The organism is Pseudomonas sp. YJ42, from assembly GCF_047225135.1.
Taxonomy (GTDB): Bacteria; Pseudomonadota; Gammaproteobacteria; order Pseudomonadales; family Pseudomonadaceae; genus Stutzerimonas; species Stutzerimonas stutzeri_E.
Map to the genome: position 1 here is coordinate 2,217,244 of NZ_CP178378.1, position 22,468 is coordinate 2,239,711.

Annotated in this window: 17 protein-coding genes; 13 read left to right on the forward strand and 4 right to left on the reverse strand. The window is 62.5% G+C overall.

Annotated elements, in window-relative coordinates; genetic code table 11:
- Window positions 1-75: 75 nt before the first annotated feature.
- The 4 genes from dgcB to ACL0K2_RS10005 all read left to right on the forward strand — a co-directional run bounded on the left by dgcB (window position 76) and on the right by ACL0K2_RS10005 (window position 4,458).
- Window positions 76-2,055 carry a dimethylglycine demethylation protein DgcB gene (gene dgcB, locus ACL0K2_RS09990; RefSeq protein ID WP_413044332.1) on the forward strand — a complete coding sequence of 660 codons (1,980 nt, stop codon included), beginning with the start codon at window positions 76-78 and terminating at the stop codon, window positions 2,053-2,055.
- Entirely contained in the window at window positions 2,055-3,278 is a 1,224-nt protein-coding gene (locus ACL0K2_RS09995; protein WP_413044333.1) for an electron transfer flavoprotein subunit alpha/FixB family protein, read from the forward strand. Before dgcB ends, ACL0K2_RS09995 begins: the two co-directional genes overlap by 1 nt.
- A 113-nt stretch (window positions 3,279-3,391) precedes the next feature.
- The gene (locus ACL0K2_RS10000) at window positions 3,392-4,165 is read left to right on the forward strand and encodes an electron transfer flavoprotein subunit beta (RefSeq protein ID WP_045160642.1); all 774 of its coding nucleotides are present in this window, start codon (window positions 3,392-3,394) and stop codon (window positions 4,163-4,165) included.
- Between the two features lie 44 nt (window positions 4,166-4,209).
- Window positions 4,210-4,458, forward strand: a complete 249-nt coding sequence (locus ACL0K2_RS10005; RefSeq protein WP_045160641.1) for a hypothetical protein — start codon at window positions 4,210-4,212, stop codon at window positions 4,456-4,458.
- 150 nt (window positions 4,459-4,608) lie between these two features.
- Here ACL0K2_RS10005 and ACL0K2_RS10010 read toward each other — a convergent pair whose 3' ends face one another.
- On the reverse strand, window positions 4,609-5,706 hold the full coding sequence (locus ACL0K2_RS10010) for a GlxA family transcriptional regulator (protein ID WP_413044334.1): 1,098 nt from the start codon (window positions 5,704-5,706) through the stop codon (window positions 4,609-4,611).
- Window positions 5,707-6,099: 393 nt separating this feature from the next.
- Entirely contained in the window at window positions 6,100-7,476 is a 1,377-nt protein-coding gene (locus tag ACL0K2_RS10015; protein ID WP_413044335.1) for an L-serine ammonia-lyase, read from the reverse strand.
- A gap of 1,037 nt (window positions 7,477-8,513) precedes the next feature.
- On the opposite strand from ACL0K2_RS10015, the gene ACL0K2_RS10020 reads away from it, so the two are divergent.
- The 8 genes from ACL0K2_RS10020 (at window position 8,514) to betA (ending at window position 18,257) form a co-directional block, all read left to right on the forward strand.
- The gene (locus tag ACL0K2_RS10020) at window positions 8,514-9,710 is read left to right on the forward strand and encodes a quaternary amine ABC transporter ATP-binding protein (RefSeq protein WP_045160638.1); all 1,197 of its coding nucleotides are present in this window, start codon (window positions 8,514-8,516) and stop codon (window positions 9,708-9,710) included.
- Window positions 9,711-9,712: 2 nt separating this feature from the next.
- Entirely contained in the window at window positions 9,713-10,600 is an 888-nt protein-coding gene (locus ACL0K2_RS10025) for an ABC transporter permease (protein WP_045160637.1), read from the forward strand.
- A gap of 30 nt (window positions 10,601-10,630) precedes the next feature.
- Window positions 10,631-11,578, forward strand: coding sequence for a choline ABC transporter substrate-binding protein (locus ACL0K2_RS10030; RefSeq protein WP_239611613.1), 948 nt, complete (start codon window positions 10,631-10,633; stop codon window positions 11,576-11,578).
- Window positions 11,579-11,840: 262 nt separating this feature from the next.
- Window positions 11,841-12,695 (forward strand): glycine betaine ABC transporter substrate-binding protein, encoded by an 855-nt coding sequence (locus ACL0K2_RS10035; RefSeq protein ID WP_239611612.1) that lies wholly within the window; start codon window positions 11,841-11,843, stop codon window positions 12,693-12,695.
- 78 nt (window positions 12,696-12,773) lie between these two features.
- On the forward strand, window positions 12,774-14,084 hold the full coding sequence (locus ACL0K2_RS10040; RefSeq protein WP_413044336.1) for an OprD family porin: 1,311 nt from the start codon (window positions 12,774-12,776) through the stop codon (window positions 14,082-14,084).
- A 267-nt stretch (window positions 14,085-14,351) separates the two neighbouring features.
- Window positions 14,352-14,945, forward strand: coding sequence for a transcriptional regulator BetI (gene betI, locus ACL0K2_RS10045; protein ID WP_413044337.1), 594 nt, complete (start codon window positions 14,352-14,354; stop codon window positions 14,943-14,945).
- Between the two features lie 34 nt (window positions 14,946-14,979).
- Window positions 14,980-16,452: a betaine-aldehyde dehydrogenase gene (gene betB, locus ACL0K2_RS10050; RefSeq protein WP_413044338.1), complete on the forward strand. Its 1,473-nt coding sequence runs from the start codon at window positions 14,980-14,982 to the stop codon at window positions 16,450-16,452.
- An 83-nt stretch (window positions 16,453-16,535) separates the two neighbouring features.
- The gene (gene betA, locus ACL0K2_RS10055) at window positions 16,536-18,257 is read left to right on the forward strand and encodes a choline dehydrogenase (protein ID WP_413044458.1); all 1,722 of its coding nucleotides are present in this window, start codon (window positions 16,536-16,538) and stop codon (window positions 18,255-18,257) included.
- Between the two features lie 611 nt (window positions 18,258-18,868).
- On the opposite strand, the gene choX is transcribed toward betA, so the two are convergent.
- Complete coding sequence (gene choX, locus ACL0K2_RS10060) at window positions 18,869-19,804, reverse strand: choline ABC transporter substrate-binding protein (protein WP_045160630.1); 936 nt, start codon at window positions 19,802-19,804, stop codon at window positions 18,869-18,871.
- Between the two features lie 64 nt (window positions 19,805-19,868).
- Window positions 19,869-21,377 (reverse strand): choline-sulfatase, encoded by a 1,509-nt coding sequence (gene betC / locus ACL0K2_RS10065; protein WP_196298634.1) that lies wholly within the window; start codon window positions 21,375-21,377, stop codon window positions 19,869-19,871.
- 109 nt (window positions 21,378-21,486) lie between these two features.
- On the opposite strand from betC, the gene ACL0K2_RS10070 reads away from it, so the two are divergent.
- Window positions 21,487-22,407, forward strand: coding sequence for a choline sulfate utilization transcriptional regulator (locus ACL0K2_RS10070; protein ID WP_045160629.1), 921 nt, complete (start codon window positions 21,487-21,489; stop codon window positions 22,405-22,407).
- Window positions 22,408-22,468: the final 61 nt, after the last annotated feature.

Here is a 22,468-nt window from a genome sequence, read left to right on the forward strand (position 1 = left end):
TAGAAGTAAAAAAGCGGCCCGAACCGCTTCCAGCTTCTTGCTTGCTGCTTCCAGCTCCCCACAGGGTGAGCTGCAATGCTGAATACAATTCTTCCCATCCTGCTGTTCGCCGCCCTCGGGCTTGCCGTACTCGGCGCAGGCAGGCGCTTCGCCATGTGGCGCCGTGGTCGCCCTTCGAAGGTCAACTGGTTCGGCGGCCTCATGGCCATGCCGCGGCGCTACCTGGTCGATCTGCACCATGTGGTTGAGCGCGACAAATACATGTCCAAGACTCACGTTGCCACGGCTGGCGGCTTTGTCCTGGCAGCTTTGCTGGCGATCGTCGTGCATGGCTTCGGTCTGCAGAGCCGGATTCTCGGCTTCGCCCTACTCGCCGCGTGCGTGCTGATGTTCGTCGGCGCGCTGTTCGTCGCCAAACGCCGCCGGAACCCGCCGGCACGGCTGTCGAAAGGCCCCTGGATGCGCCTTCCGAAGAGCTTGCTGATGTTCTCGTTCAGCTTCTTCATCGCCACCCTGCCGGTGGCTGGCATCCTGCCGGAAGATTTCGGCGGCTGGATCCTGGCTGCCGTGCTGGCGCTGGGCGTGGCCTGGGGCGTGTCCGAGATGTTCTTCGGCATGACCTGGGGCGGGCCGATGAAGCATGCCTTCGCCGGTGCTCTGCACCTGGCCTGGCATCGCCGTCCTGAGCGTTTCCGCACCCCGCACAATGCCAGTGCGGCTCGCTCCAGCGGCCTGAAGGCCCTTGATCTGACTGATCCGAACGCACCGTTGGGCGTGGAAAAACCCAAGGATTTCACCTGGAACCAGTTGCTCGGCTTTGATGCCTGCGTGCAGTGCGGTCGCTGCGAGGCAGCTTGCCCGGCCTTCGCCGCAGGCCAGCCGCTGAACCCGAAGAAGCTGATCCAGGACATGGTCGTCGGCCTCGCCGGTGGCAGTGACAAGGGTTACTTCGGCAGCCCTTATCCGGGCATTCCGGTCGGTGAACACGGCGGCAATCCACATCAGCCCATCGTGTTCGCCGAGGGCAAGGGCCTGGTCGAGGCGGAAACGCTGTGGTCCTGCACCACCTGCCGCGCCTGCGTCGAGGAGTGCCCGATGATGATCGAGCACGTCGATGCCATCGTCGACATGCGCCGCCACCTTACCCTGGAAAAAGGTGCCACGCCGAACAAGGGCGCCGAGGTGCTGGACAACCTCATCGCCACCGACAACCCGGGCGGCTTCGCCCCAGGTGGTCGCCTCAACTGGGCTGCCGACCTGAACCTGCCGTTGATGAGCGAGAAGAAACAGGCCGACGTGCTGTTCTGGGTGGGCGACGGTGCCTTCGACATGCGCAACCAGCGCACCCTGCGCGCCTTCGTCAAGGTACTCAAAGCCGCCGAAGTCGACTTCGCCGTGCTCGGCCTGGAAGAGCGTGACAGCGGTGACGTGGCACGCCGTCTCGGTGATGAGGCGACCTTCCAGACATTGGCCAAACGCAACATCGAGACCCTGGCCAAGTACCGCTTCAACAAGATCGTCAGCTGCGATCCGCACAGCTTCCACGTGCTGAAGAACGAATACGGCGCACTGGGCGGCGAATATCTGGTGTTGCACCACAGCACCTACATGGAAGAGCTGATCAGCGGACAGAAACTCAACCTGGGTCAGCACAAAGGTGGCAGCGTGACCTATCACGACCCCTGCTACCTGGGCCGCTACAACGGCGAGTACGAAGCACCGCGCAGCGTCCTCAAAGCCATCGGCATCGAGGTCAAGGAAATGGAGCGTTCCGGCTTCCGTTCACGCTGCTGCGGCGGTGGTGGCGGTGCCCCGATCACTGACATTCCCGGCAAGCAGCGGATTCCCGATATGCGCATGGTCGACATCAAGGAAACCGGCGCCGAACTGGTGGCCGTGGGCTGCCCCCAATGCACCGCGATGCTCGAAGGCGTGGTCGAACCGCGGCCGCAGATCAAGGACATCGCCGAGCTGGTCGCGGACGTATTGCTGGAGACACCCGCCCCGGCAAAAAAGGTCGCGACAGCCAAGCCTGAAGCCCTGGAGGTGCACTGATGAGCGACATCATCCGCCGCGACCCTCGCGCCGAGTGGATCGCCCGCAACCGCTTGCATCCGTTGCACGCAGCCATGCAGAAGGCCGAAACCAGCTGGATGGGGCCCAACGGCATCATCCGCAAGAACCCGCACGCGGTCGGCTTCATCGGCCCCAACGGGCTCAAGCGCATCGACCGCAGCGGTGCCCAGCAAGGCGGCACCGCCAAGCGCAGCGCCGCCAGCGTTGAGGTTCAACTGCCGTTGCATGTGGTCGAGCAACCGGCCTTCTACATTGCCGTGGTGCCGGACATGGTCGGTGGCCGCCTGAGCAGCCACGACAAGGACCTGCTCGGCCTGGCCAACAAGCTGGCCGGTGACGCGGGCGCCGTGGTTGCCGTGGTCTTTGGCGAATACAAGGAAACCGCCTTCGACACCGCGGGTGTCGACCGCCTGGTGCATATCGAGGGCGAGGCCTTCGATGGCTACGCGCCGGAAGCGCGGGTACTGGCCCTCAGCGCGGTGGAAAGCCAACTGGCGCCACGTTACTGGTTGCTACCGGACAGCCGCACCGGTGGTGGCGAGCTCGGCAGACGCCTCGGTGCCAAACTCGGCGAGCGCCCTGCCACCCGCGTCTGGCAGGTCGCCGACGGACAGTGCATCGGCCGCGCCGGTGCCGGCCAGCAGGATCTGGTACGCAAGGCGCCGCGTCTGATTCTGGCCGCCGTCGAGTGCGCCGATCCGGTCAGCGATACCCGCCATGAAGTGCGCGCATTGCCGCTGGAAACCAATATCACCCGCTGCCTGCCACGCATCGAAGACCTCGGCGCGGTGGCCGTAGATCCGGCCCTGATCCCAATGGCCGAAGCCGAGTTCATTCTCTCCGGCGGCAACGGGGTCAAGGACTGGGCCCAGTTCCATCAGGCCGCCGAAGCACTCGGCGCCACCGAGGGCGCCTCGCGGGTGGCGGTGGATGACGGCTTCATGCCGCGCGACCGCCAGGTCGGTGCCACCGGCACCTGGGTCACCGCGCGGGTCTATATGGCCGTGGGGATCTCCGGTGCCATCCAGCATCTGCAGGGTATCGGCGCCTGCGACAAGGTGGTGGCGGTGAACATGGATCCTGGCTGCGACATGATCAAACGCGCCGACTTGGCGGTCATCGGTGACTCCACCGAGATCCTCGCCGCGCTGATCGAGCTGGTCACGCAATATCGCCAAGGAGGCGCACGCGATGCGGCATAAACGGCTGGCCGGTAAAAGCCTCGCAAGTTGGATGGCGCTTCACCCATTCACCGCGGAAGGCCGCACATTGATGGCGGAAGAGAAAAGCGTCTTCCACCCTACGGAGTCGCGCCATGACTGACTTGAACATCATCACCCTGGTCTCGGTCGGCGCTCACCCGACCTCGGGCCGCGCCCGCCGCGCCGAGCAGGACGCCCGCGCCGTCGAGCTCGGCCTGCGGCTGGCCGGCGATCGGCTGCAGCTGCTGCACGCCGGCAACCCACAGGAGCAGGCGTTGCGCGCCTATCTGGGCATGGGCCTGAGCGAGATGACCGTGCTCGAGCAGCCCAGCCACTGCGATGCACTGCCGCTGTTGAACAACTATTTGCGGGATGCTGGCGCCCACTTGGTGCTGACTGGCAGCCAGGCGGAAACCGGTGAAGGTTCAGGGCTCTTGCCCTATCTGCTGGCCGAACGTCTGGGCTGGCCCCTGGTGGTCGGTCTGGCAGAGGTAGAGAAGGTCGACAACGGCGTAGCCCAGGTGCTGCAGGCCCTGCCCCGCGGCCAGCGACGCCGGCTAAAGGTGCGGCTACCGTTTGTCGCCAGCGTCGACAACGCTGCGCCGACGGCGCGCCAGAACGCCTTCGGTCCGGCCCGCCGTGGCCAGCTGCTCGCCGAGGATGTCGCCGTGATCGAAGACAGCCTGCTGGACGAATCGCAACTGCAACCGGCACGACCACGTCCCAAACGGCTGAAGGTTATCAAGGCCAAGACCGGCGCCGAACGGATGAAGGCGGCCACCGCCAAGGCCTCAGGGGGCGGCGGACAGGTTCTCCAAGACGTGTCGCCGCAAGCAGGTGCCGAGGCTATCTTCAAGTTACTACTGGACGAGGGTGTGCTGCGCTGAGCGCAGCGCCACCTCAAATATCGAAGCCAAAGGAGCAAAACACGATGATGCATGCCGATCTGATTGACCAAGAAGATTTCCGTGATCGCCTCGTGGCACTGGGCTTTGAAATTCCCAGCGGCGCAACGGCCGAACAGGCCTGTGAACGTGCTGTCGTTGGCCTATCCAAGGAGCGCGCGCAGGCGCTACGCCGCTTGGTAGAGGAACTGTTGGGCGGCTCCGCGACCCTGCTGCCTGCGGTGCGTGAGGCCATCAGCCGGAATTTGCTTCCAGCACTGGTACGGGCCAATTAGACCTTGCTGGCCACCTGTGGAGTCGCGCGGCGGAGTCACTGCTGCCATAGCCACAGTGTCGAAGCACAGCGGAGCGCAGCTGCCGCCAAAAGCTAAGAAAAAGGTGGATGACGCCGTCATCCACCGTTATGGGACAGGACGTGGGCTACGTCAGACGCGCACGCTGGCGAAGGTCGACTCGCCTTGGGCTCGTTGCAACGCAGCCATGGTGGCGGGATTTCGGCTGCCATCATCGGGACGAGGTATCAGAGCGACTACCTGCGCCGATTGCTGACCAGAACGCTCGTCGCGCGGCGGAATGCCGAAGAACTCGCGATAGCACTTGGAAAAATGCGGCGTGGAGACGAAGCCGCAGACCGAGGCCACCTCGATGATCGACATCGGCGTCTGCTTGAGCAGCTGACGGGCACGTATCAGCCGCAACTTGAGGTAATAGCGCGACGGTGAGCAATGCAGGTATTTCTGGAACAATCGCTCGAGCTGACGTCGCGACACGTTGACATAGCAGGCCAGCTCGTCAAGATCGATCAACTCCTCCAGGTTGGCCTCCATCAGCGCCACGATTTCCAGCAACTTCGGCTGGTTGGTGCCGAGCATGTGCTTGAGCGGCACACGCTGCAGATCTTGTTCACTGCGAATGCGCTCATACATGAACATATCGGAGATTGCCGCAGCCAGTTCACGCCCATGCTGGGCGCCGATCAGTTGCAGCATCAGATCCATGGGCGCGGTACCACCTGAGGCGGTATGGCGATTGCGATCGATGGAGAACAGCCGGGGGGTGACCGAGGTGCGAGGGAAAGCTTCCTGCATCGCGGCCAGACACTCCCAATGCACGCTGCAATCATAACCATCGAGCAAGCCAGCCCTGGCCAGCGCCCAACTGCCCGTGCAAACCGCACCGAGCTGACGCCCGTGACGAGCTTGAACCTGCAACCAGTGCAGATGCTCGCGAGTCACGCTGTGCTGGATGTCCACGCCGCCGCATACGATCACGCTATCCAGGCTGGGTGCAGTATCAAAGCCGGCATCCGGCGTGATCTGCAGCCCGTCGCTGGCGGTCACCGGCTGTCCCGTCTGGGTCAGGGTAAACCAACGGTAGAGCTCCTTGCCCGATAGCTGATTGGCCATCCGCAAAGGCTCCACGGCCGAGGCCAGGGAGATGAGAGTGAAGTTATCCAACAGCAGGAAGCCGATGGTCTGTGGGAGCCGATTCGGGGGCTGCAACCCGGGGTTGATCTGTGACAATGACGGATCCTCACGCTAGGCATTTCTCGTGAGCCTTCGACGAGACTCTTTTTTGTGTTCCGACGCTCGACGGCGCCGGCTCTTGCAATTATCAAGGCAAACTGTATGCCTAATTTGAATGCGCGTTCAATAAAACTGCGGAAACTGCTGAAAGGCCCGTACTACAAGGCTCGACGGAAGCGGAGCGAACATCGGGAAGGCGGGGGCGTTACCCGCTGTGAGCACTTTCGTAGCAGTGTCGGCGATACCCATCGGCATAATCCGCGCACTGTCACAGCCTGGTAACAGGACCGGGTAACGGCCAGCGCGAGAGATGGCCAAATACCATCTCGCGCACTCGGCGAAAACGCACCACAGAAGGACATCGCGGTGCTCCCGGTGCTCGCCTTCGGCTCAGCACTCGATCGCACTGACCGCCAGGCCGCCACGAGAGGTTTCCTTGTATTTGTCGTGCATATCGGCGCCCGTATCGCGCATCGTGCGGATAACGCGATCCAGCGAGATGAAATGCTCACCGTCGCCACGCAGCGCCATCTGCGCCGCATTGATTGCCTTCATGGCGGCAATGGCGTTGCGTTCGATGCAGGGCACCTGCACCAGGCCGCCGACGGGGTCGCAGGTCAGCCCCAGGTTATGCTCGAGGCCTATTTCCGCGGCATTTTCCAACTGCTCCGGCGTCGCGCCGAGCAGTTCGGCCAGGCCGGCTGCCGCCATCGCGCAGGCGGAACCCACCTCGCCCTGGCAGCCCACCTCAGCGCCAGAGATCGATGCGTTCTTCTTGCACAGGATGCCGATCGATGCAGCGGCGAGCAGGTAGTTGACCACGTCGTCGTCGGACGCTTCGGGATGGAACTTCATGTAGTAATGCAGCACCGCGGGGATGATGCCCGCCGCGCCGTTGGTGGGCGCCGTAACCATGCGCCCTCCCGCCGCGTTTTCCTCATTGACCGCCAGGGCGAACAGGTTCACCCACTCCATCGCGCTCATGGTCGAACCGATGACGTTCGGCTTACCCAGCTCCAACAGACTCTGGTGCAGTTTGGCGGCACGCCGCCGCACCTTCAGCCCGCCGGGCAGTATGCCTTCGTGACGCAAGCCATTGGCGACACATAGCTTCATCGCCTCCCACAGGCGCAACAGCCCCTGGCGAATCTCAGCCTCGCTGCGCCAAGCCATCTCGTTGGCCATCATCAGCTGACTGACGCGCAGGCCGTGGCGCTTGCACAGCTGCAGCAGTTCGACGGCATTGGAGAAATCGTATGGCAGCACGGTGTGGTCCTGGTCCAGCTGCCCGGCCGCAGCCTGCTCGGCGTTGACCACAAAGCCGCCGCCGACGGAATAGTAGGTGTCCTCGTGCAGCACACCGGAATGCCCGTGCGCGATAAAGGTGACGGCATTGGGGTGATAAGGCAGGTTTTCCTCGAGCAGCAGCAGGTCCTTCGACCAGTCGAATGCGACCGGCCAATGTCCGTCCAGCCGTAGCTGCCCGCAGGACCGCAGCGCCGCGATGCGCGGTGCGATCTGCTCCGGATCGATGAGGTCAGGCCGCTCGCCCATCAACCCCATTATCACGGCGTTGTCGGTGCCATGCCCGACCCCGGTGGCCGACAGCGAGCCATAAAGGCGCACCTCGATACGCCAGACCTGCTCCAGCAGCTTACGCTCGCGCAGGGAGCCGACGAATAACGCACCGGCGAGCATGGGGCCAACGGTATGCGAGCTGGACGGCCCGATGCCGATTTTGAAAAGGTCGAATACGCTGATCGCCACGCTGCACGCTCCACGGGATGCCTCAAAGACAGGCGCCATCATGGTGGTTTTGCGGGCGAATAGACGTCTGGCACCGACGTAGTCATGTCCAAATCCGCCAGATTGCCTCCTAAATGACCCGCGAGTCTTGTCACCCGCTCCGCTCGAACAGTAGTAGCGCAGTCGTCACCCAGCCATCGAGATGGCGCCATCGGTGGGCCTTATTGGCGAGTCGCGCGAGCGCATTTTTGGAAGGAATGGGCCGGGCCGTCGCGGCCAGCCGACGCCTACCACGAAACCGTAACGGTTTAATGAATGAAGCGGCTGAAGAACGCGCTTCGCACCTCGTGCCGCAGGCGCAACAAGGCTGGCGTTATGACGTCAAGAGCACTTGAAAATGCGGCGAAAAACCGCCAAGGGACGGCCCCAGACGGATAAAACCAACCGGGGCAGTGAATTTTTTTCATAATGATAAGGGCCGCTACAAGCCACGCCATTGCAGACCATCAGCAAAATCGAGGCTTAACCCATGGAACGGCTTGAAAGCCCAGCGATGCCATGATGAATTTTTTTCTGTTATGGTTTTTAAGGCAGTGCATGTCGCCGTTCAGTATGCAAGCGTCGTAACTCGACAATTGCCGCCGCCAGAGGGGGATATCGTTAAGCCATATCCCTCAGCCGCCAGCCATAGCGTTGGCCACTGGATGCCTTGCGCGACTATAGCTACAGCCGTCCCAAACGGGTGTGCACATAACAATAATGGGTACCGGTTCCGCTCCGTACGGAGCGTACGAACCACGATGAGCTTACTAGCACTGCCAAAGGATGGAAGCGGTTACGACACCACGGTGAATGCACAACGATACCGAGCCAGCCGATGCTCGAGATGACCACTCATCTCGCCTGCACAGCTGCGGCCCGTCGAGCCACCGCGACACCGCTTCCGTCCAAGAACATGTCAACCCAAAAGCCATAGCAGTTGGCACTAGCCGACGGCGTCGCAAGGCGCTTTCGACTCCGTTTAGCTGATCTGGATGTCTACTGAGGGGAACCATCCCATGCAGTCTGGAAAAATCGTCGTCGAGAACCTGTACAAGGTATTCGGCCCACAAGAACAAGAAGCCATCGCCTTGCTCAAGCAAGGCTGGAGCAAGGACAAGATTCTCGCCGAGCGCGGCGCCGTCATCGGCGTAAGTGATGTTTCGTTCAGTGTCGAGGAAGGGGAGATTTTCGTGCTGATGGGCCTGTCCGGCTCCGGCAAATCCACGCTGATACGACTGATCAACCGCCTGATCGAACCCAGCGCCGGTGACGTCTTCATCGACGGGCAGAACGTGGCGAAACTGCCCCACGCCCAACTCATCGACTTGCGCCGCCGCGACATGAGCATGGTCTTCCAGTCCTTCGCGTTGATGCCGTCGCGCACGGTGCTGGACAATGCGGCTTTCGGGCTGGAGGTCGCCGGCATCGGGCGCAAGGAGCGTGAGGAGCGCGCCATGGCGGTGCTCACACAGGTCGGTCTCGACACCTTCGCGCAGAAGTATCCCCACGAACTGTCCGGTGGCATGCAACAACGGGTCGGCCTCGCCCGAGCGCTGGCGGTCAACCCTTCGATGATCATCATGGACGAAGCCTTTTCCGCCCTCGATCCGCTCAAGCGCCGGGAAATGCAGGACGTACTGCTGGAACTGCAGAAGACTCACCGACGCACCATCATCTTCGTCTCCCATGACATCGAAGAGGCCATGCGCATCGGCAACCGCATCGGCATCATGGAAGGCGGCAAGCTGATTCAAGTCGGTACGCCGCAGGAACTGATCGATAACCCCGCCAACAACTACGTGCGCAATTTCTTCGACACCGTCAACACCAGCCGCTACCTCACCGCCGGCCAGCTCAAGTCCGATAGCGTTCCGCTCTATGTGCACAACGGTAAAGCGCCGGATGCCCTGCAGGTCTGCCAGGAACTGCAGGCGATGGACAAGCATTACGCCTTCATCGTCGACGAAGACAAACGATTCCGCGGCTCCATCAGCCTGGAGCGGATCGCCCTGCTGGTCGAGAACGGCCAGACCTGCGCCCTCGAGGCGGACGTGTTGAAACAGATCGATCCTCTTACCGAAGACCAGCCACTCGATCAGGTGATCGAACGCTTAGTGGACAACGAGGGACCGATGCCCGTGGTGGACAGCCAAGGGTTCTACGCGGGCGCCATCAGCAAAGGCCGCCTTCTGACTCGCCTGCAGGAGGACTGAACATGAGCAAAGATCTGGATCTGGGGAGTTGGGTCAACGACGTCGTCCAGCATCTGTTGGAAAACTACAGCGGCGCCTTCGACAGCCTCGGTGGCGTGGTCAGCGGGTTTTCCGAGGGCGTCGAAGCGCTGCTGATGCTGCCGCCGGCCTGGCTGCTCATCGCCATTTTCGTCGGCCTCGGTTTGTGGCGCATCGGTGCCCGGTTCGCCGTCTTCACCGCTGTGTCCTTCATTCTCATCGTGCTCACCGGTTTCTGGGAACAGACCGTAGTGACCCTCGGCCTGACCTTCTCCGCCACGCTGATCAGCCTGCTGCTGGGGATTCCGCTGGGCATCTGGTCGGCGCGCAGTGAGCGGGTCGCCATGATCATCCGTCCGATTCTGGACTTCATGCAGACCATGCCGGCATTTGTCTACCTGATCCCGGCCGCGATGCTATTCGGCCTCGGCCGTGTGCCCGGCATCATCGCCACGGTGATCTTCGCCATGCCGCCAGCGGTACGCCTGACCAACCTCGGCATCCGCCAGGTCAACAAAGAGATCGTCGAGGCTGGGCAATCCTTCGGCTGCAACGGCAGGCAGCTGTTGTTCAAGGTGCAGCTGCCCAACGCCATGCCCTCGATCATGGCGGGGGTCAACCAGACCATCATGATGGCGCTGTCGATGGTGATCATCGCCTCGATGGTAGGTGCTGGAGGCCTGGGCAACGACGTGTTGGCCAGTATTCAGCGACTGGACATCGGTCTCGGCTTCGAAAGCGGCATGGCCGTGGTACTGCTGGCAATCATCCTCGATCGCATCACCGAGAGCTTCGGCAGCACCAAGCGAGCCACGCAAAAGGCCACCTGGTACACCTGGGTGAGCACCAAGCTCAAGTTGCAGCGCCAATAGCACCACGAACCGCAGACACGGGAAATCAGGATGAATACTTTCAAGACGATAACGACTGCCGTCGGCCTGCTCACCTGCGCAGCGATGCAGGGAGCTTGGGCACAGGAGCCAGCGAGCTGCGAAAAGGTGCGTTTCGCCGAAATCGGCTGGGCCGACATCGCCGCGACCACGGGCGTGGCAATGGTTCTGACCGAGGGTCTGGGCTACCAGCCGAGCAAGGTAATGGCTTCGGTGCCGATCGCCTTCACCGGCGTGAAGAACAAGCAGATCGATGCCTTTCTCGGTTATTGGTCGCCGTCCATGGATGCGGTCATCGAACCGTTTACCAAGGACGGCGGCGTCAAGGTGCTCGAGTCGCCCAATTTGGTGGGCGCCAAGTACACCCTGGCGGTACCGACCTATGCGGCTGAGGCGGGACTGAAAAGCTTCCAGGACATCGCCAAGTTCAAGGACGAGCTGGGCGGCCGAATCTACGCGATCGAACCGGGTAACGACGGCAACCTGCTGATCGAGAAGATGATCAAGAACGATCAGTTCGGCCTCGGCGACTTCCGCATGATCGAGTCCAGCGAAGCCGGCATGCTGGTTCAGGTGCAACGTGCGATTCGCAAGAAAGAACCGGTGGTCTTCCTCGGCTGGGCTCCGCACCCGATGAATACGCAGTACGACCTGACCTACCTGGCAGGCGGTGACGAAGTGTTTGGCCCCGACTTCGGTGCGGCCAAGGTGTTTACCGTCGTGCCGCCGGACTATGTGGAGCGCTGCGCAAACGTAGGAAAGCTGCTACAGAACCTGCAGTTCACCGTCCCCATCGAAAGCGAGCTGATGGAAATGGCGCTCGAACGAGACGATCCGCAAACCGTGGCGAAGAAGTGGATCAAAGCCAACCCGGGCGCGCTCGATCAGTGGCTGGCCGGAGTGACCACCTACGACGGCCAGGACGCGGTCGCTGCGGTGAAAAAGTTCGTCGGCCTCTGACTGCCTGAACGCCATCGCGCAGAACAGGGCCAGGCAACAGTAGCCAGCAGGCCCGTCCCGGCTCAGGTGCCGAGACGAGCCTGCTCCGCAGCCACAACACAACCGATCACCTTTCATTTCGCCGGTGCGCAAGCAGAACCAGCGCGCCGAACCGTGCACGGGACCTCGCTCAATCGCTGAGATCCCTGCAACAAAACCGCAGTCCCTCGCAGAACGGGACCACGGTGGCATCACTGCCATATTCCTACATGGAGCTAAACGCATGAATCTAATCAAGCACCTTCTTTGTGGTCTCGGCGCCGCCAGCATGGCGCTCGGCATGGCCACCAGCATGGCGGCGGACAAGCCCGAGCTGAAGATCGGCTACGTCAACGGCTGGGACGACAGCGTCGCCGCCACGCACGTGGCGGGTGAAATCCTCGGGAGCAACCTGGGTTACCCGGTCAAGCTGCAGCCGGTCGAGCCGGCCATCATGTGGCAGGGCGTCGCACGCGGTGATCTCGACGCCACCCTCTCCGCCTGGCTGCCCGCCACACACGGTGAGTACTTCGAGAAATTGAAGGACAAGGTCGTGGTCCTCGGCACCAACTATGAAGGCGCGAAGATCGGCTTGATCGTGCCGGACTATGTCGAGGCCAAGAGCATCGAGGATCTCAACAAGTACAGCGACGCATTCGACGGCAAGATCACTGGCATCGATGCCGGCGCCGGTGTCATGCGCCGCACCGAAGACGCCATAAAACAATACGACCTGAACATCCGACTGATGCCCAGCTCCGGGCCAGCGATGACCACCGCCCTGACCCGCGCGGAAAAAGCGCAGAAGCCGATCGTCGTTACCGGCTGGATCCCGCACTGGATGTTCGCCAAGTGGAAACTGCGCTTCCTGGAAGATCCGAAGAAGGTCTTCGGTGACGACGAGCACGTCGATACGGTCGCCAACCCAGCGCTCGCCAGCAAGGCTCCCGAGGCCGAAGCCTTCCTGAAGAAGTTCAACTGGGGTCCTGAAGAAGTCGGTGAAGTGATGCTGGCGATACGTGATGGCGCCAAGCCGGACGCTGCCGCCCGTGAGTGGGTGAAGAACCACCCGGAACGCGTCGCCAGCTGGCTCGAATAATCGGATCTCGCAATCCCCTATACCCAACCCCGACCGGCGCCCTGAACGAGCGCCGCTCGAAGCAATGGAGTCGTGTGCATGCACGCAATCAAATGGACCACCCTGGCGCTGGCCGTCACCACCGCGGTCAGCCAGCTGGCCGTAGCCAGCGAACAGTCGGAAGCCACCGGCTTCGTCGAAGGCAGTGACCTGACGCTGCTGAACAAGAACTACTACTTCGCCCGCGACAACCACGCGCCTGGCGCCGCCCAGAGCCGCCGGGAAGAATGGGCCCACGGCCTGCTGCTCGCCTATCAATCCGGCTTCACCCAGGGCACCGTCGGCTTCGGCGTCGACCTTCATGCCGGTGGTGCGATCAAGCTCGACAGCGGTCGAGGCACCAGCGGCACTGGCCTGCTGCCAGTGGACAGCGACGGCCGTGCCGCCGACGACTTCGGCTTCGCTGGCGGCGCGGTCAAGGTACGTGTTTCCAACACGACCCTGAAGTATGGCGACCTGACGCCCACCGCCCCGGTCTTCTCCCCAGGCACCGGGCGCATCTTCGCCAGCACCGCCACTGGCTTCCAGCTGACGTCCAACGAGCTCGATCAGTTGACCGTCGACGCGGGCTATTTCACCTCGATTCGCGATCGCAACCGCTCGCTCAACCACGACGGCGAGATCACCCTGGTCTATGCCGGCGCCATCGACTCGGAAACCGTCAGTTATCTGGGCGGCACGTACCAGCTGACCGACAGCCTCAGCGCGACCCTCTACGGTTCCAAGTACGAGGACGTCTGGAGCCAGTACTACGGCAACCTGAACTACGCGCTGCCGCTCTCCGAAGGTCAGGCACTGTCGTTCGACTTCAACGTCTATGACACCCGTGACGAAGGGTCCGCCCTGGCGGGGGACATCAACACCACAGCCTGGTCGCTGGCCGCCGGCTATTCGATCGGCGCGCATAGCTTCACCCTCGCCCATCAGCAGGTGAACGGCAACGCGCCCATGGACTACATCAGCATGGACGGCACCAACGCCGGCGACTCCATCTATCTGGCCAACTCTTCGCAGTGGTCGGACTTCAACGCGCCCGGCGAGAAGTCGGTACAGGCCCGCTACGATCTCAACATGGCGACCTACGGCGTGCCGGGTCTGAGCCTGATGGCCAGGTACATCAAGGGAGACATTGATGGCGCGAGCGTCGATCCCGATGGCGCCTACGCTTACTACGCCGGAGCCGCCGGCAAGGGCAAGGAATGGGAGCGCGACCTCGAAGCCAAGTACGTGGTCCAGGACGGTGACCTCAAAGACCTCTCCTTGCGTGTGCGTTACGCCACTGCGCGCGGCTTCGCCGGCGACATCGACGAACTGCGCGTGATCACCGAGTACCCACTGGACATCCTGTAAGCAGCACCCGTACGGGCGCTCACGCGCCCGCACCTTACCCCCGAACGCCGTCGTGGCAGTGCCCGGCGGCCTTCGATTGGGCCGCAGGCAACACTGCCATCGGGAAAACCGGCTAGCTGTCCCAACCCGCCTTTGGGCTCGTTCACATCTGCGTCTGCGACGCACGACATAGTCATATCCATTCCCGACAGCCCTTTGTTTTTTTATTGATCGATCAATCAATAAAAACTAGGGTGTACAGCATTCATCATCCTCCCGGAGCCTCCAATGCCCAAGGTTGGAATGCAGCCCATCCGACGCAAACAGCTGATCCATGCCACCCTCGCGGCCGTGGACCAGGTCGGTATGAGTGACGCCAGCATCGCCATGATTGCGCGACTGGCGGGCGTCTCGAACGGCATCATCAGTCATTATTTCCAGGATAAGAACGGCCTGCTCGAAGCCACCATGCGGCATCTGATGAAGGCGCTGAATCAGGCCGTTCGTATACGCCGCGAGGCGCTGACCGACAACAGTCCGCGCGCGCACCTGAAAGCGATCATCGAGGGCAACTTCGACGACAGCCAGGTGAACGGACCCGCGATGAAAACCTGGCTGGCGTTCTGGGCGTTCAGCATGCATCAACCCGCCCTGCACCGATTGCAGCGGATCAACGACTGCCGCCTGTATTCCAATCTCTGCTGCGAGTTCCGCCGCGTTCTGCCAAAGGAGCAAGCACGCTCGGCCGCGCGAGGCATGGCGGCATTGATCGACGGCCTGTGGCTGCGCGGCGCGTTGGCCAGCGACGACTTCGATATCGAACAGGCACTGCAACTGGCCTATGACTACCTGGATCAGCTACTGACCAAGCAGGTGCACTGATCCCCCTCCTTCACTATGCACCGCGAGGATGACCATGCCCCGTTTCGAACAACAGAAACTCTACATCGATGGCCGCTATACCGAGGCCACTAGCGGCGACACCTTCGAGACAGTCAATCCAGCGACCGGCGAAGTGCTTGCCGAGCTACAGCGCGCGTCGCGGGACGATGTCAATAAAGCTGTCGCCAGCGCCACCGCGGGACAGAAGGTCTGGGCCGCGATGACCGCCATGCAGCGCTCGCGCATCTTGCGTCGGGCAGTGGATATCCTGCGCGAACGCAACGATGAACTGGCCGAGCTGGAGACCCTCGATACCGGCAAGCCTCTAGCGGAAACCCGGGCGGTGGACATCGTGACCGGTGCCGATGTGCTCGAGTACTACGCCGGGCTGATCCCCGCCATCGAAGGCGAGCAGATCCCGTTGCGCGACACCAGCTTTGTCTATACCCGCCGCGAGCCGCTGGGTGTAGTAGCAGGCATCGGCGCCTGGAACTACCCGATCCAGATCGCCCTGTGGAAATCCGCGCCAGCATTGGCAGCCGGCAACGCGATGATCTTCAAGCCCAGCGAGATGACGTCCCTGAGCGCCCTGAAACTGGCCGAGGTCTATACCGAGGCCGGCGTACCGGACGGTGTGTTCAACGTACTCACCGGCAGTGGCCGGGAAGTCGGCACCTGGCTCACAGAGCACCCGGGCATCGCGAAGATTTCCTTCACCGGTGGCACCAGCACCGGCAAGAAAGTCATGGCCAGCGCGTCCAGCTCCTCGCTCAAGGACGTGACCATGGAGCTGGGTGGCAAGTCGCCGCTGATCATCTTCGAGGACGCGAACCTCAACCGTGCCGCTGACATCGCGGTCATGGCCAATTTCTTCAGCTCGGGCCAGGTCTGCACCAACGGCACCCGCGTGTTCGTCCATCGCTCGCTGCAAGCGCGGTTCGAAGCCAAGGTGCTCGAACGCGTCAAGCGCATTCGATTGGGCGATCCGCTGGACGAGGCGACCAACTTCGGTCCGCTGGTGGGCTATGCGCACATGGACAGCGTGCTCGACTACATCGAGTCGGGTCGGGCCGAAGGCGCGCGCCTGCTTTGCGGCGGAACGCGGGTGACCGAGGGCGAGTACGCCAAGGGCGCCTACGTCGCGCCGACCGTGTTCAGCGACTGCCGGGACGACATGCGCATCGTGCGCGAGGAAATCTTCGGCCCGGTGATGAGCATCTTGGTCTTTGACGACGAAGCGGAGGTGATTCGCCGCGCCAACGACACTGATTACGGGCTGGCCGCCGGCGTGGTGACCCGCGACCTGGCCCGCGCCCACCGGGTGATCCACAGCCTGGAAGCGGGTATCTGCTGGATCAACACCTGGGGCGAATCGCCAGCCGAAATGCCGGTCGGCGGCTACAAGCAATCCGGCGTGGGCCGCGAGAACGGGCTGATGACCCTGGCCCATTACACCCGCACCAAGTCGATCCAGGTCGAACTGGGCGATTTCGCCTCGGTGTTCTAAACCGTTGCCAGCCACACGCTTCAGGCAGGACAGCGCTCACTGTTGCTCGCGGCTTCAGGCCTGAAGCGTCCATCCCAAGGACGCTGCTCATGGAATACGACTACATTATCATCGGTGCCGGTTCGGCCGGTAACGTTCTGGCGACTCGCCTGACCGAGGACGCTGATGTCAGCGTGCTGCTGCTCGAAGCCGGAGGTCCCGACTACCGGATGGATTTCCGTACCCAGATGCCCGCCGCGCTGGCCTTTCCGCTGCAGGGGCGGCGCTATAACTGGGCCTACGAGACCGATCCCGAGCCGCACATGAACAATCGCCGCATGGAGTGCGGTCGAGGCAAGGGCCTGGGCGGCTCGTCGCTGATCAACGGCATGTGCTACATCCGAGGCAACGCCATGGACTACGATGGCTGGGCCAAGGCGCCCGGTCTGGAAGACTGGACCTATCTCGACTGCCTGCCCTATTTCCGTAAAGCCGAGACACGTGACATCGGCCCCAACGACTACCATGGCGGCGACGGCCCGGTGAGCGTGACCACGCCCAAGCCCGGCAACAATCCCTTGTTCCGCGCCATGATCGAGGCCGGCGTACAGGCCGGCTATCCAGAAACCGACGACCTCAACGGTTATCGCCAGGAAGGCTTCGGCCCGATGGATCGCACGGTCACGCCCAAGGGGCGTCGCGCCAGCACCGCGCGTGGGTATCTGGACATGGCCCGTGGCCGACCGAACCTGACCATCGTGACCCATGCGCTGACCGATCGCATCCTGTTCAGCGGCAAGCGGGCCATCGGGGCGGCTTACCTGCATGGCAGCAACGACACGCCAGTGATCGTCCATGCCCGGCGTGAAGTGCTGCTGTGCAGTGGCGCCATCGCCTCGCCACAGATCCTGCAGCGCTCTGGCGTCGGCCCGGGCGCGCTGCTGCGCGAACTGGGCATCCCGATCGTCCACGATCTTCCAGGCGTCGGGGCCAACCTGCAGGATCACCTGGAGATGTACCTGCAGTACGCCTGCAAACAACCGGTTTCGCTCTACCCTGCGCTGCAGTTGCATAACCAGCCTCTGATCGGCGCCGAGTGGCTGTTCCTGGGCAAGGGCATCGGCGCCAGCAACCAGTTCGAGGCGGGCGGGTTCATTCGCTCGCGCGCCGAGTTCGAGTGGCCGAACATCCAGTACCACTTCCTGCCGGTGGCGATCAATTACAACGGCAGCAACGCGGTAAAGGAGCACGGCTTCCAGGCCCACGTCGGTTCCATGCGCTCGCCCAGCCGCGGGCGTGTACATGCCCGCTCGCGGGACCCGCGCCAGCACCCGAGCATCCTGTTCAACTACATGTCGTGCGAGCAGGATTGGCAGGAGTTCCGCGACGGCATCCGGATCACCCGGGAAATCATGGCGCAATCGGCACTGGATCCCTATCGCGGCCGAGAACTGAGCCCCGGCGTCAACATCGACAGCGATGCCGAGCTGGATGAGTTCGTCCGCCAGCACGCCGAAACCGCCTTCCATCCGTCCTGCTCCTGCAAGATGGGCGAAGACGAGATGGCCGTGGTCGACGGCCAGGGCCGGGTGCACGGCCTCGACGGGCTACGGGTGATCGATGCCTCCATCATGCCGCTGATTACTACCGGCAACCTCAACGCGCCGACCATCATGATGGCCGAGAAGCTCGCCGACCGGATTCGCGGGCGCACGCCGTTGCCGCGCAGCACCGCGCCCTATTACGTCGCGGGATCCGACCCGGTGCGCAACGCGGCGCAGGCACAGCCGGCAGCCGCGCAGAAGGCGCAAAGCGTTCAGGTCTAGGGGGGCGATATAGGGTGGATGACGCTTTTTTCATCCACCGTTGTTGCCGTCGCCTGGTGGATCGATGAAGCGTGACCACCCTACGAAGCTCTCGCGTGTGCGCGCTCAGGAATCAGGCGACGCTCAACCAAACGTCCTGCGTAGGGTGGATGACGCTCTTTTCATCCACCGTTGCCGTCGCCCGGTGGATCGGTGAAGCGTGATCCACCCTACGAAGCTCTCGCGTGTGCGCGTTCAGGAATCAGGCGACGCTCAACCAAACGTCCTACGTAGGGTGGGTGGCGCTCTTTTTTCATCTACCGTTGCCGTCGCCTGGTGGATCGGTGAAGCGTGATCCACCCTACGAAGCTCTCGCGTGTGCGCGTTCAGGAATCAGGCGACGCTCAACCAAACGTCCTACGTAGGGTGGATGACGCTCTTTTCATCCACCGTTGCCGTCGCCTGGTGGATCGATGAAGCGTGACCCACCCTACGAAGTTCTCGCGTGTGCGCTTCAGGAATCAGGCGACGCTCAACCAAACGTCCTGCGTAGGGTGGATGACGCTCTTTTCATCCACCGTTGCGGTCGCCTGGTGGATCGATGATGCGTGATCCACCCTACGAAGCTAACCTCAGAGCGAGGCTTTCACCGCGGCCAATCCGTCTTCACCCTCTCGGGTCGTGACGCCTTGCAGCCAGCCTTCGAGCACCTCGGGATGGGCCTTCACCCAGGCCTTCACCGCCGCGTCGTTGCTGGCATTTCTGGCCAGCACCTCGTCCATGATGGCGTTCTCCATGTCCTGGGTGAATTTCAGGTTGCTCAGCAATTTGCCAACGTTCGGGCACTGCGCGGCATAGCCCTTGCGTACCAGCGTATTGACCGTGCCGCTCTCGCCGAAATAGGCCTCGCCACCTTTGAGGTACTTGATGTCGAACTGCACGTTCATCGGGTGTGGCGTCCAACCGAGAAAGACCACACCCTTATCGCGCTTCACCGCGCGCCCCACCTGCACCAGCATCGCCTGCTCGCTGGATTCCACCAGTCGCCAGTCGCCCAGCCCGAACTCATCTTGATCAATCATTTTCTGGATCGACAGATTCGCCGGCGCACCGGCGGCAATCCCGTAGAGGGTCTTGTCGAACAGCTCGGCGTGCGAGTCGAGGTCCTCGAAACGCTTCACGCCGGCATTCCACACCGAGGTCGGCACCGCCAGGGTGTATTCGGTGCCGGTCAGGTTGACGCTGTGCTCTTCGATTTCACCGGTCGCCACGAACTTGTCGTAGTTGTCCTGTTGCGCCGGCATCCAGTTGCCGAGAAAGACATCGAGCTGATTCTTGGTCAGCCCGGCGAAGATGATCGGCACGCCCAGCGTCATGACCTTCGGCTTGTAACCGAGGCCCTCCAGCAGCAGGCTGGCGATGCCATTGGTGACCGCGATGTCGCTCCAGCCCGGATCCCCCAGGCGCACCGTAGAGCACTGCTCGCCTTCGACCGCGCCCTGCGCCTGGAGACTCGTGACGGCCAGCAACACGCTGCCGACCACAACCGCATTTATAGTTTTATTCATGTCCGTCTGCCTTCTCTCTGTTCGAAAGTTCCTTTGGTGACACGGGCTCGCCGCCGATTGGCGCTCAAGGCCGGGGGTAACGTGCCTTGCGCTCGAGATCGTCCAGGTCGATGTGATTGCGCATGTATTGCTGGCTGGCATCGACCCAGGGTTGATGGTCCCAGCTGGTCAGCTTGCCCAGGCTCAGCGCTTCGCTGACCAGGCGCCGACGACGCTGGCTGGCGAGCACCTGATCATGGATGGCCTGGATGTCCCAGCGCTTCCGCGCCTCGGTCAGAAAGGCCTCGGCAAGCGCCTGGTGATCGGGGGAGTTCATCAGGTTTTCGCGCTCCAGCGGATCGCCGGCCACATCGAACAGCAGGCAAGGGTCCTGCTCCGAATAGATGAACTTGTAGGCGCCGCGCCGAATCATCATCAAAGGGCTGGTAGTGCCTTCGGCCATGTATTCGCCGATCACTTCGTCATGGCCCTCGTGGCCGGTGAGGTGCGGCAGCAGCGAGCGCCCATCGAGCGGTAGATTGGCTTCCAGCGTGCCGCCCGCCAGCTCGACCAGGGTTGGCAACAGGTCGGCGGTCGATACCGAAGCACCGACCCGTGCCGGGTCGATTCCCGGGGCACGGATGATCAGCGGCACGCGAGCGGCCATCTCGAACCAGTGCATTTTGTACCAGAGGCCACGCTCGCCTAGCTGGTCGCCGTGATCTCCGGAGAACACCACGATGGTGTCCTCGGCCAGGCCGCACGCCTCGAGCGTTTTCAGCAGCTTGCCAACGTTGTCGTCGATATAACTGCAGGCGCCGAAATAGGCGCGGCGGGCATCGCGGATTTTCTCTTCGGGCAGTGATTTGCCCCAAAGATCGATGACCTTGAGCAGGCGCTGCGAATGAGGGTCCTGCTCGTCCTGGTCGATGTCCTGGCGCGGCAGAGGGATGTCCTCATCCTGATAGCGGTTCCAGTATTCCTCGGGAATGGTGTACGGGTCGTGAGGGTGGGTCATCGAAACCGTCAGGCAGAACGGCTGGCCCTCGTCTGCGCGAACGAAGTCGTAGAGGTACTGCTGCGCCTTGAACACCACTTCTTCATCGAAATCCATCTGGTTGGTACGCACGCTGGGCCCGGCCTGCAGCACCGACGACATATTGTGGTACCAGCTCAGGCGGACTTCTGGCTCGTCCCAGTTCACTGCCCAGCCGTAGTCGGCGGGATAGATGTCGCTGGTCAGCCGCTCTTCGTAGCCATGCAGCTGGTCCGGGCCGCAGAAATGCATCTTGCCGGACAGCGCCGTGCGATAACCGAGCCGCCGCAAGTAGTGCGCGTAGGTGGGCACGTCGGCTGGGAAGTCGGCGGCATTGTCGTAAGCGCCGATCTTGCTCGGCAGCTGCCCACTGACCAGGGTGAAGCGCGACGGCGCGCAGAGCGGGCTGTTGCAATAGGCCGAATCGAACACCACGCCTTCGGCGGCGAGACGCGCTAGGTTCGGCACTTGGATCGGCGACGCCGGGTCATGCATCGGCAGGATGGGAGCGGCCATCTGGTCGGCCATGATGAACAGGATATTGGGGCGCTTCATAATGCGAATGGTCCATGCCTTGTTTTTATGCGAGATTGCCTGGAACACAGTCTGGACCCTGTAGCGCTGCGGTAAACCCGGCTGCGACATATGCCTAGGATAAGCACAGCTAATGCCAAATCGAATCGATCAGATCCCCCTCGATGCACTGCGGGTCTTCGAATCCGCGGCTCGCCAACAAAGCTTCACCGCCGCTGCGCTGGAGCTGGGCAGCACGCAGCCGGCCATCAGTCAGCAGATCAAACGCCTGGAGCAGCAGTTGGCGATCCGGCTGTTCGATCGCGTCTACCGCGGCATCGTCCTCACCGAGGCCGGCGAGCTGCTCCTGGGCTATGTGCAGCAGGGCCTGGGCGCGCTGGACGCCGGCCTCGCCGCGGTGACCGCGCAGCAGCAGCATGAGGTGCTCCAGGTCGCCACCGATTTCGCCTTCGCCGCGTACTGGCTGATGCCGCGCCTGGAGCGTTTTCATCAGCTTCATCCTGCAGTGGATGTCAGCCTGGTGACCAGCGAGCGCGGCCTCGGCGTGCTGCCATCGGAAACCGACGTGGCCATCGTCTTCGGCGACGGTCGCTCCAAGCATGGCGAGGCGCATCTGCTGTTTCACGAGGAGGTCTATCCCGTCTGCAGCCCGCTGCTGCTGAAGAATGAGACGACGCCCCTGGCGCCGACAGCGCTTTCGCGGCTGCCGCTGCTGCATCTGCGCCCGGAAAGCCGCTCACGCTGGCTCGACTGGAGCAGCCTGTTTCGCGCGTTCGGCATCACTGAGACACCTGGCGCGGGCATGTTGCGCTTCGACAACTACACGCTGCTGATCCAGGCGGCGATTGCCGGCCAAGGCGTGGCCATCGGCTGGCGTCATCTGGTCGATGATCTCCTGGCTCAGGGTCTGCTCTGCCGGGTTTGTAATGAAAGCGTGCGAACCGAGTTCGGCTATTACGTCGTGCTGCCTGAGCGCAAACGACGCCAACGCCTGATCGGCAGCTTCGTGACCTGGCTGCAGGCCGAGTTGGCCAGCGACGTTGGCCAGGTCTGAATCACCAACGCCCATCCGCTCACAGGAGCAGGACACGGCCATGATCACGCACCAATAATGT

What these genes read in the sequence shown, in the direction of transcription:
- dgcB (WP_413044332.1), top strand. Translation starts at nt 76, where the DNA reads ATGCTGAATACAATTCTTCCCATCCTGCTGTTCGCCGCCCTCGGGCTT.
- ACL0K2_RS09995 (WP_413044333.1), top strand. Translation starts at nt 2,055, where the DNA reads ATGAGCGACATCATCCGCCGCGACCCTCGCGCCGAGTGGATCGCCCGC.
- ACL0K2_RS10000 (WP_045160642.1), top strand. Translation starts at nt 3,392, where the DNA reads ATGACTGACTTGAACATCATCACCCTGGTCTCGGTCGGCGCTCACCCG.
- ACL0K2_RS10005 (WP_045160641.1), top strand. Translation starts at nt 4,210, where the DNA reads ATGATGCATGCCGATCTGATTGACCAAGAAGATTTCCGTGATCGCCTC.
- ACL0K2_RS10020 (WP_045160638.1), top strand. Translation starts at nt 8,514, where the DNA reads ATGCAGTCTGGAAAAATCGTCGTCGAGAACCTGTACAAGGTATTCGGC.
- ACL0K2_RS10025 (WP_045160637.1), top strand. Translation starts at nt 9,713, where the DNA reads ATGAGCAAAGATCTGGATCTGGGGAGTTGGGTCAACGACGTCGTCCAG.
- ACL0K2_RS10030 (WP_239611613.1), top strand. Translation starts at nt 10,631, where the DNA reads ATGAATACTTTCAAGACGATAACGACTGCCGTCGGCCTGCTCACCTGC.
- ACL0K2_RS10035 (WP_239611612.1), top strand. Translation starts at nt 11,841, where the DNA reads ATGAATCTAATCAAGCACCTTCTTTGTGGTCTCGGCGCCGCCAGCATG.
- ACL0K2_RS10040 (WP_413044336.1), top strand. Translation starts at nt 12,774, where the DNA reads ATGCACGCAATCAAATGGACCACCCTGGCGCTGGCCGTCACCACCGCG.
- betI (WP_413044337.1), top strand. Translation starts at nt 14,352, where the DNA reads ATGCCCAAGGTTGGAATGCAGCCCATCCGACGCAAACAGCTGATCCAT.
- betB (WP_413044338.1), top strand. Translation starts at nt 14,980, where the DNA reads ATGCCCCGTTTCGAACAACAGAAACTCTACATCGATGGCCGCTATACC.
- choX (WP_045160630.1), bottom strand. Translation starts at nt 19,804, where the DNA reads ATGAATAAAACTATAAATGCGGTTGTGGTCGGCAGCGTGTTGCTGGCC.
- ACL0K2_RS10070 (WP_045160629.1), top strand. Translation starts at nt 21,487, where the DNA reads ATGCCAAATCGAATCGATCAGATCCCCCTCGATGCACTGCGGGTCTTC.